Source organism: Glutamicibacter sp. NPDC088483 (genome assembly GCF_044753145.1).
GTDB lineage: Bacteria > Actinomycetota > Actinomycetes > Actinomycetales > Micrococcaceae > Glutamicibacter.
On record NZ_JBIVMP010000005.1, the window covers coordinates 217,801 to 233,485 of the forward strand.

The window sequence follows — 15,685 nt, forward strand, 5'->3', positions numbered from 1 at the left end:
TGTACGGCGCGATGCTGGGGAAGCTGGCAAATCAGCCAGCGGGAATGAGGGCGGTGGCCAGCGGGTTCTCCAGATCGCCTGCGTAGAGCAGGCCTCCGGACTGGTCGGCGAGATCCAGCATCTGCTGGTTGTTGCGCAACTGCAGGCGGTTCAAGCACGACAGCGGGAAGTTCTGCGCGAAAAGTCCCAGCTGATCAAAGCGTTCAGCGAACTGCGGATGCTGCCCGCGATAATCCAGCAGCCGTTGAACTACGGTCTTCCAGAAATCTGCTTCGGAAAGCAGTTCTTCGGCATCCAGCAGCGGCGCGAGGAAGCGGAAGAACGAATCAAAGACATCCGTGAAGACCGACAATACCGGATCTCCACCGGTGCGTACCCGGCGAATCTCCTCCGGGAGTTCCACCCGGTCCGAGAGCACGGCAATCTCTTCGCCCAGATCCTTGAGCAGGACCTTCTTCACAGCACCGTTCTCAAGCACCATGATCACGTTTTCGCCATGCGGCATGAACACCAAATCATAGGCAGCCAGGCAATGCACCAGCGGAATGAGGTAGGCATCGAGGTAACGGCTTAGCCAGTCGGCCGGTGCTAGCCCGCTGCGGCGAATGAGGGCGCCGGCAAAGGACCTGCCGGACGCATCGACATGCAATAGGCTGGCCATCGTAGCCAACTTTTCTTCCGGGCCCAGCAGGCTGATCGGGGACTCCCGCCAAAGCGCAGCCAGCATCTTCCGCTGCGGATCGCTCATGCCGGTGGCTGCTTCGAACTGCGGGTTGCGGTAGCCTACGGCCGCAATTTCACGCAGCAGGGCGACCGGCTGGGTCGAGAGCACCGGGTCCTTTGCGAACAACTCGCCCAACCACTGGTTGATCGCGGGAGTCACCTTCATGTACTCGGCACTGAGCCCGCGCATGAAGCCCATATTCAAGATCGACATTGCCGTCTTGACGTAGTGGCGTTCCGGGTTGGACAGGTTGAAGAAGGTGCGGATCGACTGCTGCGCCTGGTACTCGTCAACGCTGGTGCCCAGCCAGATCAATTGCTTGCGGGCAATATCATTGGCGAACGTGATCGACAGGCGGTTCTCCCATTGCCAAGGGTGTACCGGAATGAAGATGTAGTCCCCGGCTGCATAGCCGGTGCCGGACAAGGTGGCCTCCAGGGCCGCGTCCAAGCGCTGGCGCTCGGCTGGATCCAGCTCGGCGGCCAGCAGCCCTTCGTAATCCAGCGAATCCACGGCGTCGAATTGTGCTCGGGACTTGTGGGCGGCAGCCCAGCCAAGGTGCAGGGCGGAACCGGTTTCGGGGGCGTACCTCAGGTAGTCGGTGCGCCCGATGCCCATTCTTCCGTTGTTGGCTATGAAGCACGGGTGGCCCTCGGTCATGGAAGATTCGATGAGCTGGAAGGACTGTGCGGCTGTGCCGTCGAACCGGGCCAACTGTGCTGAATTATGGGTTGCATGAACCTGCTTGTAGCAGTGGCTGGCCAGCGTGGATGAGAGCTCTTCAAGGTAGGTGGGCAGCTGCACCGGGGAAAGCGTGAGTTCCTGGCAGAAGTGGGTGATGAACTCAATGGCGTCCACCTCTGCCTGCTGCCAGCTGCCGTCAACGAAGTGGTGGTGTTCCACGGACTGCGGTGAAACCAACCAGTGGTTCAGCTGGTACCGCTGGGCGCTGAAGCTGTAGCGGTGGGCATCCTTCTGGACTGAGTAGCGGTTTTCTCCATGGCCGGCAGGCTCCAGGAGGCGCTCATGCGAAAATTCGCCCAGGGCCTTGGCCAAGACATGGCGGTTGGCGATGTCCCAACGTGCAGGGGAGAGGAATGAGGATTCCAAGCCGCGGCCGGTAGCGGTTTCGAAGTCCTGGCGAGTGCAGATGGACAGAAGTGCCTGCTTGATTGAGCCGTCTGCTTCGGAGAGCTCCACTGGACGTACCGGGCGGAAGCCAACTCGGGCATTCAGGGCATGGATGGCTTTGTTGCGCAGGTCAGGTTCCACGATGATTCGTTCGGTTCCGGGCAGGGCGAAAGCCTGGACCATGGCAGAGGAGAGAGCTTCGAGGGTGAACCCAGGCTGCGGCTCGGTGGCTGCCGGAGCCAGGAAGTGCAGTCCACGGTCGCCGCGGACGTAGTTGTACGCATCGGCCAGGGGCGATGCTGCGGGGTCGTAGAGCTCGACAAGGAATTTCTCGTCCCCTGATGCGTCGATGCCGAAGAGGACTTCGTAGCCTGGGGTGCCAAGCAATGTGCGGTATTCTGCTTCGATTTCCTTTTCGGTTGCGTTGGCCATGCACCAGAAGGAGGCATGCGCGGTGGCAATCCACGAATGCAGCAGCGCAGTATCCCCGGGCAACGTCACGGAACGGAAAGTGTAGTTGGTCATCGGAAGTTCCTTAGGCTCGTGCGCTGGCAGTGGCGGACGTGGGCAAGCCGCTGAGTTCGGCGGCGCCGAATCGCTGGAAAGCGATCCGTCGCTCGACCGGGTAGACCTCGCGTCCAGCCAAGCGGTTGATAATTACTGAATTGCGGTAGGCTCCCATGCCCAGATCCGGAGCGGTGAAGCCGTGGGTGTGCAGTTCAGCGTTCTGCACGAAGATGTCCTGGTCCAACCCGATGGAATATTCGCGATCTACATTGAAGCGGCCATCGGGAAGGTAATCGATGCGTTGGCTGATGCCTTGCAAGAAGTCCGGAGTGCCTGCGCGGTAGCCGGTTGCCATGACAAGGTGGTCGGCGAGGAATTCCAGGTCTTCACCGGTGCGTTCATGGCGCAAGCTGATGGCCAGGTGATCCGTGTCAGCGCCGATGCTCGTGACCGCGCAGCCGGTACGCAGGTGCACATTCGCTGCGCCATTGACGCTTCGCTGGTAGAGCTCCTCGTGGATTTCGTTGATCAAGTCCGCGTTGATCCCCTTGTAGAGCCCCTTTTGCTCTGCTGACAGGACATCCCGCTGATCCATGGGCAGGGCATGGAAGTGGTCGATGTATTCCGGAGATGTCATCTCCAAAGTGAGCTTGGTGTATTCCAGCGGGAAGTAGCGTTCTGAACGCGTTGCCCACACCAGATGATCCTCTTCTGGCAAGCTGCGCAGAAGATCCAAGAAGATTTCCGCGGCGCTCTGGCCGCTGCCGAGCACAGCAGTTACTTGCGGACCGGAACCTGCGGTCCGGGAAGATAGGAGTTTCTCGCGGTGGAAGGCGTAGTCGCTTGAGTGCACCACGTTGCCGGTGGCTTGTGCTTCCGTGGTGAGAACCGGCGGCAGATAAGGCTGGGATCCGGTGCCCAGTACCAATTTGCCTGCGGTGAAGCGGGTCAGTCCTGCGGCAGTGAGCACCGACAACCGGTAGACCCCGTCGTGGTATTCGGCTTCGAGCACCCGGTGCCCGAATCGTACGCTTTGAATATTTTCTGCGGCCCACGCCAGGTAGTTGGAATACTCCTCGCGCAGCGCGTAGAAGTCTTCGCGGATATAGAACGGGTAAAGCCGCTGTTTTTCCTTGAGATAGTTCAAGAACGAATGCTTGCTGGTCGGGTCCGCCATGGTCACCAGATCTGCCATGAAGGGAACCTGGAGATGGGTTCCGGGAAGCATCATGCCAGGGTGCCAGACGAACTTCTCTCCTGCTTCCAGAACTGCAACGTGCAGATCATCCAATCCATCGGCCAAGGCGGCAAAACCCAGGTTGAAAGGGCCAGCGCCAATAGCGATGACGTCAAAGTGCTCGGTAGGTTCAATCATTTCTTCTCTCCAAGGGTGCGTTCGGCCAGCAGTCCGGAACCAATCCGGCAGATAGCGTCGAGGATCTCGCTGATATCGGCCAGGGTCGTATTCGGGTTGAGCAGCGTCAGTTTCAGCAGGCGTTTGCCTTTGACCGTGGTGGCGGCGATCATCGCTTCGCCGCTGGCATAGAGGCGTTGGCGGATCTGGTTGGCCAGGGCATTGTGCTCGTCCAGTTCCAGTGGGTGCTGTGGATCTTCAAAGGAGAAGACCAGCGTGCTCAGCTGCACGTCGGCTGCCATCCGTAGCTGGGCGCGCATGGCAACTTCCTGTTGAGCGTCCTCTGCCAAGGCGATGACCTGGTCGAACATGGCACCCAAACGGCTGGCCCCCAAAGAGCGCAACGTGACCCACAGCTTCAGCGCATCGAAGCGCCGTGTGGTCTGCAGAGACTTCGAGACCTGGTTGGGGGTGGACTCGGCCTCCGCACGCGGGTTCAGATACTCGGCATAGTGGGCGATGGATTCCATGGAGGCCGCCGAGCGGACCACCAAGGCGCTGGAGCCGATGGGCTGGAAGAAGGACTTGTGGTAATCCACGGTGACCGAGTCGGCCAATTCAATGCCGTCCAGCCGGTGGCGGTGGGAGTTGGAGATGAGCAGGCCGCAACCGTATGCGGCATCCACATGGAACCACGCGCCTACTTCTGTGGCGATAGCACGCAGCTGGGGCAACGGATCGATGGCCCCGAAGTCGGTATTCCCGCTGGTGGCGGAGATGGCCATGGGCACCAAACCGGCGGCGAGGTCTGCGTCCAGGCGCACGCGCAATGCATGCGCATCCATGCGGTGCTGGGCGTCTGTAGGGATCGCCACGGCCGCGTCGTAGCCCAGGCCAAGGAGCATCGCGGCGTTGCGAATCGAGAAGTGCGCATCTTCCGAGCAATAGATCCGCAGATTAGCCAGCCGTTCAGGCAAGGTGCCCCGCAGCTTTGCGGTAGCGGTGTTTCGTGCGATCAGCATGGCCTGAAGGTTGGATTGAGTTCCGCCAGAGGTAAAGATTCCGTCGGCCTGCCCGGTCCCGAAGCCGATCAGATCGGCGGTGAAATCGATGAGCTTGCGCTCGATCAGTGTTGCTCCAGCGCTCTGGTCAAAAGTGTCCATCGAGGTGTTGATGCTCGTGACGAAGTTCTCGGCGACCACCGCAGGGATCACGACAGGGCAGTTCAAGTGCGCCGCGTACTTCGGATCGTGGAAGTAGACCGCGTCGTTGAAATACAACTCATTCAGCTCGGCGAACGAGTCCTGGGTTGAACCCAACGGACTATGCAGGTCGACCAGGTCGATGCGTTCCTGCAACTGCTGCGGAGTCGGTCCGGTCGTCGGCGCGTTCACCGATGCCAATCGGTGGGCCACGCGTGAAATGGCTTCACGCGACTCGTTTTCGTAGACACGGGCGGTGTCTGCGCAGAGCAACGAATCATCGTAGATCGGCAGTGGTAGATCAGGCATTTGCAGGGTAGGCAGTGAGGCACCCAAAAGCATGCTCCTCAGATAGAGACAATCAATAGTTGGTCAGGCTCACCTAACAAGAATCTATTAACAACACACTTCAATTAGTTAATGCAAGCCGAGTAATTCACTCTCTCCGCCAGGAGAAAAGTTTCTACATTTTCCTGCGGGTGGCGCCCGGCTGTGATAAGTTACCCGCTGACCTGCATCTGAGCGAGGCTGAAGTTGGACCCCTGCGAGGTTGAAGTGGAGAGAACTTCTCGACTTCCAATTTCTCGGAATTATCACTAATCGTTTGATTGCACTTTCAAGCTAGAACTGTATGATCAAACAGTTAGAGCAAGGGAGGGCAAGTGGCCACGGCAAGCCCAGGAAAAGTCCAGCGATCCCAGCGTCTGCTCCTCGGGTCGAACGCAATGGACGCGGCAGGACGCTCACTTTCTGATATCACGATTGATCTGCTGTTCGTGGGTACCCTTGGCGCAACTGCCATGCAGATGGGAGTGCTCAATGCGCTTGGTTCCCTTTCCTTTGTGCTCGCCAGCATCCCCGCGGGCCATTTGGTCGACAAGTATTCCGCGTTGCGGGTCCTGCGCATCGGTCTCGGGTCCAAGCTTTTCCTGCTGGGGTGCCTAGCGGCACTGTCCTTCGCCGAGGAACTAACGATCCCGCTGGGGATGCTGTTGTGCGCAATGCTCGGCTTCTGCAATGTATTTTCCGAAACTTCCCAAACCACTGCCGTTCCGCAGCTCATCGGAGATGAACCTGAAGTCCGAGCGGCGAGCATTAGCAAGCTGATCGCCTCGCTGGGAGCTGCGGACCAGTCAATGACCGTGATTGTCCCGGCCTTGGCGGGAACCGGCTTCGCGCTGTGGGGAGCGCCAGCGCTGCTGAGCATCTCGACGGCCCTGGGCCTGCTGGCAATGCTGATGGCGCTGCAGGTGCGTTCCTCTCGCCTGTCGCAAGGCCCTGGCCGCCGCCCCGGGCCGTCGACCGAAAAGGGCGGCATCCTGGCTGGCCTCAGGTATCTGGCCCGGCACCGCCTGCTCTTGGCAATTACCGTTGCAGTGATGTTCTCCAACTTGGGGCTGGCCATCGGGTCATCGGTGGAAGCGATCTTCATTATCAACGAGCTCGGCTTTGGCGAATTCGGGTACGGCCTTTTCGCCTCGGTGAGTGGCGTTGGCGGGCTAATTGGAGCTGCTATCGCAGGAACGCTGGCTGGAAAATTCGCTCCGGCAACCTTGCTGATCTACACCGGTTCGATGCAGGCAGTTTTGGCGGGCTGCGTATTGGGCGCGGCTTATGCAACCGAAATGTGGTCCATGGTGCTGCTGGGAATTTTCGCGCTGGGTTGGGGAATCGTCGTGCTGCTCTTCAACATTGCTGCCTCGTCCTGGATTGTGCAGATCGTTCCGGAGCAGCTGCTGGGCCGGGTCCTAAGCGCACGCCGGTTATTCACCTTTGGAGTCGTACCCGTTGGCGGATTGGCGGGCGGCGCATTGGCCAGCGCGTGGGGGATTACCGCTGGACTGCTTGCCTGGGTCGTTGCCGCAACCCTCTCAGTTATTAGCTACCTAGTGATGCGCGGCCCCGCAAGCCGTTAGGCTGGAAAGCATACGCACCACGAAGTAAAGGCAACCGCGCACGTGAAACTCGTTATCGACGCTCGATACACCCGCATCACCCACCATGATGGCATTAGCCGGTATACCGCCGGGTTGATCGAGGCCGCCAGCAAGCTTGCCGAGGTCACGATGCTGGTCAACGACACCAGGCAGCTGGCAATGCTCCCCGATGTTCCGTATCTGAAGATTTCCGGCCCCACGAGCGTGCTCGAGCCATTCGTCGCCCTGCAGATCAACAAGCTCAAGCCGGATGTCGTGTTCTCGCCCATGCAGACCATCGGATCGTTGGGGCGGAAATATCCCTTGGTCCTGACCCTGCATGATTTGATCTACTACTCGCATCCGCATGCACCGAAGTTCCTGCCTGCTCCGATTCGCGCTGGATGGTACTTGTTCCATCAGGTCTACTGGCCGCAGCGGATGCTCCTGAATCGTGCCGACGCGGTGGCTACCGTTTCCAACACCACAGCCGATCTCATGCGCAGGCATCGACTGACCAAGAAGCATATTGGACTGGTGTCCAACGCCCCCACCGGAAATTTTGCTCGTCGAGACCAAGCGAAGCGCCCCAAGAAGACCTTGGTCTATATGGGTTCCTTCATGGAATACAAGAACGTCGAGACACTCATCCGCGGCATGGCGCACCTGCCGGACTATGAGCTGCACCTGCTAAGCGGGATCAACGAGCAACGTCATGCTGAATTATCCAAGCTCATCCCCTCGCAAGCCACAGTGGTATTCCACCGCGGTGTCAGCGACGAGGAATACGAGCAGCTGCTCAGCGAATGCACTGCCTTGGTAACCCTTTCGCGAGAAGAAGGCTACGGGCTTCCCCTGGTCGAAGCGATGAGCATGGGAACTCCGGTGATTGCCACCGATATGCCGATTTTCAGGGAAGTCGCGGATGACGCCGCGCTGTACGCTTCGGCAGATGATGTACAAGGCTTCGCGGACCAAGTACGCACTTTGGATGAGCAGGCTACCTGGAGACAGTATTCGCAACGCGCCGTGGAACGAGCCAGGCACTATTCATGGGAACAATCAGCGCAGCAGCTGCTGGATTTGGCCAGATATGCGGCAGATCACAGAAAGTAGTTTGCTGCTGCTTGGTGGATAAGCATCCGGTCTCGCCCGGAAAATGGCGGAATTTCGGGGCAGGGAACGCATGCTCCGCAACGGGAACTTCCGATTTGAAAACGGCACTTGGCCAGTGCTAAAGTATTACTCGTTGCATTCCTCCATAGCTCAATTGGCAGAGCATTCGACTGTTAATCGAAGGGTTACTGGTTCAAGTCCAGTTGGAGGAGCCAAAGAAACCTCCCAGCTCCGCAAGTAGCTGGGAGGTTTTGTTTTACCCAAAAGCGGTCGTTGCCATGCGCAAATTCGAAGTGAAAACCCAACAACACCCGAACCTCCTATAACCACAGGTGATTAGACGATAGACTTTCGAATCGTTAACAGTTACACCCACAGCATGAGATAAATGCAGTGGGTTTTACGCCTGAAGACTGAGTCGTATGCGGCAACCGGGGTGTTAGCGTTTGATGTACCGGTTGCTGAGCGATCGAGAATATGGAGAAACCATGTCTGAAGCTGAATCGACGCAAGCTGACGAAAGCCTTAAGTCGAGTGTCAAGAGTGCTAAGACGCAGGTTGATGGTCTCAAGGAGCTTGTTCCACAACAGCTCTCGGACGAGATCAAACTCGCGACTACGGTACTCAAAGGCAAGGGAATCAGCATTGGCATGGCGGCGGCGCTCGCCGGAGCTGCACTGCTCGTAGTGCTGCTCTTCGTCATTGCTGTTGTAGTTACCCTGGTCAATGTATTGGCTCTCTGGTTGCCCGGTTGGGCAGCCGCATTGATCGTTGCAGGATTCTTCTTGCTGATTGCTGCCATCTTGGGATTGGTTGGATATGCCAAGGTCAAGAAGGCACTGCCGCTGAAACCGGAAGCAGCTATTCGCGGACTCCGCCACGACTTGGGCGTGCTCAAGGACGGCAGCGCCTTCGATGTCAGCACTCTTGATGAGCCGCTGAAGAAGAAGTCGGCTGAGGATGACGAGAAGGCTGAAAAGAAGAAGGAACCGAAGCCTCCGGCACCGAGTGTCGATGAGCTGATCCTTCGCACCAAGCGTCGCCGCCGCCAGATCCAGGCTCTGCGTGACAACCTGGGCGAGAGCGTGCAAGCGCCACTGGCCAAGATCGACAAGATTCGTTCCTTCACCCAGGGAGCTGGGGAAAAGTTCTCCGGAGCAGCTGCCAAGGCGAAGGGATTCGTTCGCCCTTCCTCGTCTTCGTCTTCCGAAGACCAATCGGAGGCTGACAGAGCCGGCTCAAACCGCTTAGAGCAGGCACGACCGTATATCGTGATGGCAGGTTCCGGGCTGGCGCTGATGGCTGTTGTCCGCGCATTGTTCAAGCGCTCCTAGGTCTTTCGCCGACGGGGCCAGGCATTAGCCGTACCAAGCGTGCGCGTGCCCCGTCGTATGAAAACTTAGGCTAGAAAGGCACTGACATGGTTTGGATCGCTATTGCAGCGGCACTATGCAGTGCCTTTTGTCTTGCCTTTGGAGCGCACTTCCAATCGCAGGCAGTCCGCAGTGCTGTTGGCGGTCTGGACCTGACAATTAAGAATGTCGGGAAGCTGGCCCGCAACAAACGCTGGATGAGCGGACTGGGGCTGATGGCTCTTGGCATGGCCTTGAATGTTTTCGCGCTAGCCAGCGCGCCCTTGACGGTGGTGCAGCCAATTGGTGCCATTGCATTGGTGATCACTGCGATGGTCAATGCCAAGGAAACCGACCTGACGATGAATCGTCCCACCGTATTGGCGATCATCAGCTGCATGGTGGGTTCGGTTGGCTTCGTGCTTCTGGCCGTCACTGCCACTAGCAGCAACCAGGAGGTAAACGACTACGAAGCGCACTTGATTGAAATGATCTTGGCGGTAGTCGTTGCCATCGTGGGATTGGCCACCATCTTCTTCCACAAGAAGCTCGGTGCGTTCTTCTTCATCCTCGGTGCTGGCGTTCTATTCGGATTCGTCGCCGTACTGGTTCGAACCATTGCAATCGCCGTGATGAATATCGGCGACGGCAGCTTTGTCCAGCTGCCTTGGCTGGCTGGCCTAGCGGTAGTTGTAGCTGGCCTTCTCGGCTCGTATTTTGTGCAAAAGGCCTACTCAAAGGGACCTCCTGACCTTGTCATCGCAGGGTTGACGGTGATTGACCCAATAATTGGCATTGCCATTGGAATCGGCATCCTCGGGGAGCTGCGTCCTGATGTTCCGGTACTGGTCACCGTGCTGATGCTGGTGGCTGCTGGTTTGGCTATCGTCGGTGTGACCGCACTGTCCAGGCATCACCCGGATGTTATTGAACGCCGGAACCAGTCTGAAGCAGAAAAATCCATGCCTGATTCCAAATAGACTGAAGCTGCAGATTTTAATAGAAACTACAACGCGTGTGAACGCCGAAGGATGCTCGTGGCCAAGGAAAAACCGCTGACCATCGTCATTGCTGCTGACACTTATCCGCCAGACGTCAACGGTGCAGCGATGTTTTGCTACCGGTTGGCTACTGCGATGCATGCACGCGGCCACCGGGTGCATGTGCTGGCGGCCCGTGGAGATAAGGGCAAGACCTACACCGAGATCCGTGATGAAGCAATTGTGCATCGTCTGGAATCGCATTCGGTACCTACCCACGAGTACTTCCGCATCGTGTTCCCGTGGGAAGTCAATCGGCAGATCAGCAAGCTGCTCTCGGATATCAAGCCCGATGTAGTCCATGCCCAGAGCCACTATATGATTGGCCAGCGCACGATCGGATGGGCTCGCAAGAACAAGGTTCGTTCCATCGCCACGAACCACTTCATGCCGGAAAACCTTGACCCATTCCTGCCTTTCCCGCAGTGGTTCAAGCGAATTGTCGCGCAGAATTCGTGGAGAGACATGGGGAAGATCTTTGGGCGGGCAGACGCCGTCACGACCCCGACTCCACTGGCGGCCAAGGCAATGCGTGAGCGTGCCAAACTGAGCCGGGTGCTTCCGCTGTCTAACGGGATCGAGATCGGCAACTACGAGCTGGCGGCAGGGGAAGAAATCATTAAAAACGAGTTCCCCACGATCTTGTTCGCAGGCCGTCTTGCCGTTGAGAAGAACATCAATGAACTCATCGAGGCATTGCCTTTAATGAGCCAGGTGCCGGATGCCATCATTGAAATTGTTGGCGGGGGAGAGCAACGCCCTCACTTGGAGAAGATCGCTGACGAATTGCAGCTGCGAGACCGTGTCCGTTTCCTTGGGCATGTAAGTGATGAACAACTGCGCCAGGCCTACCTGCGTTGCGATGTGTTCTGCCAACCAGGCACCGCCGAACTGCAGTCATTGGTAACCTTGGAAGCACTCTCGGCTTCCAAACCCGTCGTTCTGGCCAACGCGATGGCCCTGCCGCACCTGGTAGACGAAGGCATCAATGGTTACATGTTCACGCCGGGAGACCGGCAGGATCTGGCCAACAAGCTAGACCAGGTTCTGGCCTTGGATGAGCAGCGCCGTGCCAAGATGGGTGAAGCCGGGCATGAAAAGGTGAAGAACCACGCGCAGGAAAAGACGATGAACTCCTTCGAAGCCCTTTACCGCGGCCACGAAGTTTCCAGCCATTAATAGGTTCATCGTCATCGGGTGCGTCAAATCGGTGTTTCGGCTAGTGATGCCCTAGAATATTTCGAGTGTGGTTACACCGCTTCGGCGATGGGCCCATGTGGGGAGTTAGCTCAGTTGGTTAGAGCAGGGGACTCATAATCCCTTGGTCATGGGTTCAAGTCCCATACTCCCTACCAAACAAGATCGTCCAGCAGCTTATGCAAGAAAGCTGCTGGGCGATTTTTCGTTCCGGGGTATGGAAACTGGAAGAAGCAAGTTCCCGGCCATTGCGCGGTGCCAACTTGCAACTCTCATGGCAGTCCAAGGAACAGGCTGCGCGGCTGCGCGGCATGGAGCTCTCGCCAGGGGCAAGAACACGCAGAGGATCCGGTCTGCAAGACCCGCGACAGTAACCGTGGCTCTTCATGGTGCACCCCTGGGAGCCTTCACGGTCATTCGTGCAGCGGCAAGAGTATTGATGGACGCATGTCGCGGATCAGCAACACCGGGTCAATGTATTCTCCTTCGAGTCGCACGCCCCAGTGAATGCATCGGCCCGAGCAGTGCGCCCCGGTTGCTACCTGTCCCACCTTCGCGCCAGCCTCGACCCAATCGCCCACCGAGACTCCGGCGGCTACCGGTTCGATGCTGGTCTTGAATCCGGAACCGTGGTCGATGACCAGCACGGGTCGATCCACGATCACTGAAGCGAAGGCGACTTGGCCGCGCTGGGGCGCGAAGACCGAGTCTCCGGAGCTGGCAGCCAAATCCACGCCGCGATGACCGGGAAGCCAATTCTCCTCCGGCTTATCGAAGGGCTCCAGAATTTCCGGTTCGCCAGCTAGTGGCCAACGCCAGCCGTTGCCGGCGGCGAGTGCAGCTTGTGCTTGGACTGGTTGTGGCGCCGCAGTCAGGGGCGAGGCCGGAGGACCACTGAAGGCCAGCAGCAAAACCTGCAGCCCGGCGACTAGATACTTGGATTTCATGCTCTCAGGCTGGACCCAATAGCCGGATCTTGAGCAGTTGGAAGAGCGAATTGTGGGCAAGCGAATGGGCTGCAGATCACCGATATCGCCGTGTAAAGCGTTGAGTTCTCTGTAGTACACTTGAAACAGCAGTGTCCTGTCACAGGTGTGTCCAAAACTGGGTGCGTCGGGCAGGGGATTGACTTCGCGTATGAGTATCCACAGCTCCATGAGCTGTGGCCTGAGGTTCCAGTGGTCCGAGAGAATCGGTGGACCGAAGGCGAGATGCCAAGCATCTATCGGTATTCATGCTAGGGCGGATATCCACAATGGCTATCTGCATCAACCCGAACAAACAAGAGCAGTTACCGCGGGCGCATGCGCGCCCGGTCCGCCACTGCTGAAAGGAGTTGCGACATGCCAGTCGTAACCATGCGAGAGCTGCTTGACAGCGGCGTCCACTTCGGCCACCAGACCCGTCGCTGGAACCCAAAGATGAAGCGCTTCATTTTCACCGAGCGCAACGGCATCTACATCATCGACCTGCAGCAGTCGCTGTCGTTCATCGACCGCGCTTACGAGTTCGTCAAGCAGACCGTTGCCCACGGCGGCACCGTACTGTTCGTCGGTACCAAGAAGCAGGCTCAGGAATCGATCGCCGAGCAGGCTAACCGCGTTGGCCAGCCATACGTGAACCAGCGTTGGCTCGGCGGTATGCTGACCAACTTCCAGACCGTCTCCAAGCGCGTTCAGCGCATGAAGGAACTGGAAGAGATCAACTTCGAGGACGTTGCTGGCTCCGGTCACACCAAGAAGGAACTGCTGCTGCTGAAGCGCGAGCTGACCAAGTTGCAGAACAACCTCGGTGGTATCCGTAACCTGACCCGCACCCCTTCCGCTATCTGGATCGTTGACACCAAGAAGGAACACTTGGCTATCGACGAAGCACAGAAGCTGGGCATCCCAGTTGTGGCCATCCTGGACACCAACTGCGATCCGGACGAAGTTACCTACCCAATCCCAGGCAACGACGACGCAATCCGCTCCGTCAACTTGCTGACCCGCGTTGTTGCTGACGCTGTGGCCGAAGGCCTCATCGCCAAGAACAACAAGGCTGCCGGCAAGACCGAGGGTGCTGCTGAGCCAATGGCTGAGTGGGAGCGCGAGCTGCTTGAGGGCGAGAAGGCCAAGGCCGAAGCTCCAGCTGCAGAAGCTGCAACTGAAGCACCAGCTGCAGACGATGCAACTGAGGCACCAGAAGCCAAGTAGTCACCTCGGTGACTCCAGAAGTTTGCCTGGGCGCACTAGCGTGTAGCTCGGGGTGAACTTCACCAAGTCTTGTGGGACGGGCCGGAAATCCGACCCGTCCCATAAGCAAAATAAACTTGAAACTCCTAGCTGAATGGGATTGCACGTGGCAAACTACACCGCTGCTGATATCAAGGCACTGCGCGAGCGCACTGGCGCCGGCATGATGGACGTTAAGAAGGCACTGGACGAGGCTAACGGCGACGCCGAGAAGGCCATCGAGATCATCCGCGTCAAGGGCCTGAAGGGCGCTACCAAGCGCGAAGGCCGTTCGACCGCTGAAGGCCTGGTTGCTGCCAAGGTTGAAGGCAACGTCGGCGTCATGATCGAGATCAACTGCGAGACCGACTTCGTTGCCAAGAACGAGAAGTTCATTGCACTGGCCAACAAGGTCCTGGATGCCGCTGTGGCTTCCGGTGCTGCAGATGCAGAAGCACTGCTGGCTTACGAGCTGGACGGCAAGACCGTTGGCGACATCGTTATCGAAGAGGGCGCAATCCTCGGCGAGAAGGTTGTTGTACGCCGTGTTGCACGCATCGAGGGTGCCAAGGTTGCTTCGTACCTGCACAAGACCAGCAAGGACCTGCCAGCTCAGGTTGGCGTTCTGATGGCTGTTGACGCTGACAGCGAAGCTGCCGCAACCGTCGCACACGACGTTGCTGTCCACACCGCTGCAATGGCTCCTACCTTCCTGTCCCGCGAGGAGGTTCCAGCTGACAAGGTTGCCGACGAGCGCCGCATCGCAGACGAAACCGCTCGCGCGGAGGGCAAGCCAGAAGCTGCACTCACCAAGATCGTTGAAGGCCGCCTGACCGGTTTCTTCAAGGAAATCGTCTTGGTTGACCAGGCTTTCGCCAAGGACGCAAAGAAGTCCGTAGGCAAGGTCTTCGAAGAAGCTGGCACCAAGCCAGTTGCCTTCGCACGCTTCCGCGTTGGTGCCTAAGCTTTTACAGCTCTAAGCATTAGCCGTACGCATTAAGCGAACCGCGTTCAGGGCAACCTGAGTGCACAAGATCAAAGGGAGGTGAGCACCGAGAGAAAACTCGGTGACTCGCCTCCCTTTTCTTGAGCCCGGATCTCACGATAGCTTGGGATCTGGGAAGTAGTACCCCCAGCTTGATTCCGACCTCCAGGAGTAAGACACCTCATGCCAAGCACCCCAGAAACCAAACGACGCCGCGTACTGCTCAAGCTCTCCGGTGAAGTATTCGGCGGCGGCAAGATCGGCGTTGACCCGGATACCGTTCGCGGCATCGCCAAGCAGATCGCTGAAACCGTAGGCGAAGTAGAGGTCGCAATCGTGGTTGGCGGCGGCAATTTCTTCCGCGGCGCAGAACTCTCGGCCTCCGGCATGGACCGCTCGCGCGCAGACTACATGGGCATGCTTGGCACCGTCATGAACTGCCTGGCACTGCAGGACTTCCTGGAACAATGCGGCGTCGAAACCCGCGTCCAGTCGGCCATCGCCATGGCCCAGGTCGCAGAAAACTACATCCCACGCCGTGCCATCCGCCACATGGAAAAGGACCGCGTTGTCATCTTCGGCGCTGGTGCAGGCCTGCCGTACTTCTCCACCGACACCGTGGCCGCGCAGCGTGCCCTGGAAGTCGATGCTGACGAAGTTCTGATGGCCAAGTCGGGCGTCGATGGCGTGTACACCGCGGATCCGAAGAAGGATCCGACCGCCAAGAAGCTGGAGACCTTGACCTACAGCGACGCGCTGGTCAACGACATCCGCGTGATGGACCAGACCGCCATGACCATGTGCCAGGACAACAAGCTCAATATGCTGGTCTTCGGCATGGAAGGCGAAGGAAACGTGGCCGCGGCAATTCGCGGCGAGCGGATTGGCACCACCGTCACCGTCTAATCGGTGATCGTGGCTTAGGATTGAAGTAGATTTAATTTCCCG

Annotated in this window: 12 protein-coding genes and 2 tRNA genes; 10 read left to right on the plus strand and 4 right to left on the minus strand. The window is 58.3% G+C overall.

The window, feature by feature from the left end:
* Nucleotides 1-31: 31 nt before the first annotated feature.
* Genes ACIP6G_RS12190 through ACIP6G_RS12200 form a run of 3 tightly spaced genes read right to left on the minus strand, consistent with a single transcriptional unit; the run spans nucleotide 32 to nucleotide 5,227 of the window.
* Entirely contained in the window at nucleotides 32-2,380 is a 2,349-nt protein-coding gene (locus ACIP6G_RS12190; RefSeq protein WP_400290325.1) for a GNAT family N-acetyltransferase, read from the minus strand.
* 10 nt (nucleotides 2,381-2,390) lie between these two features.
* A complete protein-coding gene (locus ACIP6G_RS12195; RefSeq protein WP_400290327.1) occupies nucleotides 2,391-3,737 on the minus strand; it encodes a lysine N(6)-hydroxylase/L-ornithine N(5)-oxygenase family protein in 1,347 nt (448 codons plus the stop codon).
* The gene (locus tag ACIP6G_RS12200) at nucleotides 3,734-5,227 is read right to left on the minus strand and encodes a pyridoxal phosphate-dependent decarboxylase family protein (protein WP_400290329.1); all 1,494 of its coding nucleotides are present in this window, start codon (nucleotides 5,225-5,227) and stop codon (nucleotides 3,734-3,736) included. The genes ACIP6G_RS12195 and ACIP6G_RS12200 overlap by 4 nt, the downstream gene beginning before the upstream one ends.
* A 353-nt stretch (nucleotides 5,228-5,580) precedes the next feature.
* On the opposite strand from ACIP6G_RS12200, the gene ACIP6G_RS12205 reads away from it, so the two are divergent.
* The 7 genes from ACIP6G_RS12205 (at nucleotide 5,581) to ACIP6G_RS12235 (ending at nucleotide 11,697) form a co-directional block, all read left to right on the plus strand.
* A complete protein-coding gene (locus ACIP6G_RS12205; RefSeq protein WP_400290331.1) occupies nucleotides 5,581-6,834 on the plus strand; it encodes an MFS transporter in 1,254 nt (417 codons plus the stop codon).
* 42 nt (nucleotides 6,835-6,876) lie between these two features.
* Nucleotides 6,877-7,950 (plus strand): glycosyltransferase family 4 protein, encoded by a 1,074-nt coding sequence (locus tag ACIP6G_RS12210; protein ID WP_400290332.1) that lies wholly within the window; start codon nucleotides 6,877-6,879, stop codon nucleotides 7,948-7,950.
* 139 nt (nucleotides 7,951-8,089) lie between these two features.
* Nucleotides 8,090-8,165: transfer RNA gene (locus ACIP6G_RS12215), tRNA-Asn, on the plus strand.
* Nucleotides 8,166-8,438: 273 nt separating this feature from the next.
* Nucleotides 8,439-9,284, plus strand: coding sequence for a phage holin family protein (locus ACIP6G_RS12220; RefSeq protein WP_400290335.1), 846 nt, complete (start codon nucleotides 8,439-8,441; stop codon nucleotides 9,282-9,284).
* Nucleotides 9,285-9,370: 86 nt separating this feature from the next.
* A complete protein-coding gene (locus ACIP6G_RS12225; protein WP_105657236.1) occupies nucleotides 9,371-10,282 on the plus strand; it encodes a DMT family transporter in 912 nt (303 codons plus the stop codon).
* Between the two features lie 51 nt (nucleotides 10,283-10,333).
* Nucleotides 10,334-11,521, plus strand: coding sequence for a glycosyltransferase (locus ACIP6G_RS12230; RefSeq protein WP_400290337.1), 1,188 nt, complete (start codon nucleotides 10,334-10,336; stop codon nucleotides 11,519-11,521).
* A gap of 99 nt (nucleotides 11,522-11,620) precedes the next feature.
* Nucleotides 11,621-11,697, plus strand: a tRNA-Ile gene (locus ACIP6G_RS12235).
* A 255-nt stretch (nucleotides 11,698-11,952) separates the two neighbouring features.
* On the opposite strand, the gene ACIP6G_RS12240 is transcribed toward ACIP6G_RS12235, so the two are convergent.
* Nucleotides 11,953-12,486, minus strand: coding sequence for a M23 family metallopeptidase (locus ACIP6G_RS12240; RefSeq protein ID WP_105661809.1), 534 nt, complete (start codon nucleotides 12,484-12,486; stop codon nucleotides 11,953-11,955).
* 396 nt (nucleotides 12,487-12,882) lie between these two features.
* On the opposite strand from ACIP6G_RS12240, the gene rpsB reads away from it, so the two are divergent.
* The 3 genes from rpsB (at nucleotide 12,883) to pyrH (ending at nucleotide 15,643) form a co-directional block, all read left to right on the plus strand.
* Nucleotides 12,883-13,734 carry a 30S ribosomal protein S2 gene (rpsB, locus tag ACIP6G_RS12245; RefSeq protein ID WP_105661810.1) on the plus strand — a complete coding sequence of 284 codons (852 nt, stop codon included), beginning with the start codon at nucleotides 12,883-12,885 and terminating at the stop codon, nucleotides 13,732-13,734.
* Nucleotides 13,735-13,879: 145 nt separating this feature from the next.
* On the plus strand, nucleotides 13,880-14,716 hold the full coding sequence (gene tsf / locus ACIP6G_RS12250) for a translation elongation factor Ts (protein ID WP_105657303.1): 837 nt from the start codon (nucleotides 13,880-13,882) through the stop codon (nucleotides 14,714-14,716).
* 204 nt (nucleotides 14,717-14,920) lie between these two features.
* Nucleotides 14,921-15,643, plus strand: coding sequence for a UMP kinase (gene pyrH / locus ACIP6G_RS12255; RefSeq protein WP_105657240.1), 723 nt, complete (start codon nucleotides 14,921-14,923; stop codon nucleotides 15,641-15,643).
* Nucleotides 15,644-15,685: the final 42 nt, after the last annotated feature.

What these genes read in the sequence shown, in the direction of transcription:
- ACIP6G_RS12190 (WP_400290325.1), bottom strand. Translation starts at nt 2,380, where the DNA reads ATGACCAACTACACTTTCCGTTCCGTGACGTTGCCCGGGGATACTGCG.
- ACIP6G_RS12195 (WP_400290327.1), bottom strand. Translation starts at nt 3,737, where the DNA reads ATGATTGAACCTACCGAGCACTTTGACGTCATCGCTATTGGCGCTGGC.
- ACIP6G_RS12200 (WP_400290329.1), bottom strand. Translation starts at nt 5,227, where the DNA reads ATGCCTGATCTACCACTGCCGATCTACGATGATTCGTTGCTCTGCGCA.
- ACIP6G_RS12220 (WP_400290335.1), top strand. Translation starts at nt 8,439, where the DNA reads ATGTCTGAAGCTGAATCGACGCAAGCTGACGAAAGCCTTAAGTCGAGT.
- ACIP6G_RS12225 (WP_105657236.1), top strand. Translation starts at nt 9,371, where the DNA reads ATGGTTTGGATCGCTATTGCAGCGGCACTATGCAGTGCCTTTTGTCTT.
- ACIP6G_RS12230 (WP_400290337.1), top strand. Translation starts at nt 10,334, where the DNA reads ATGCTCGTGGCCAAGGAAAAACCGCTGACCATCGTCATTGCTGCTGAC.
- ACIP6G_RS12240 (WP_105661809.1), bottom strand. Translation starts at nt 12,486, where the DNA reads ATGAAATCCAAGTATCTAGTCGCCGGGCTGCAGGTTTTGCTGCTGGCC.
- rpsB (WP_105661810.1), top strand. Translation starts at nt 12,883, where the DNA reads ATGCCAGTCGTAACCATGCGAGAGCTGCTTGACAGCGGCGTCCACTTC.
- pyrH (WP_105657240.1), top strand. Translation starts at nt 14,921, where the DNA reads ATGCCAAGCACCCCAGAAACCAAACGACGCCGCGTACTGCTCAAGCTC.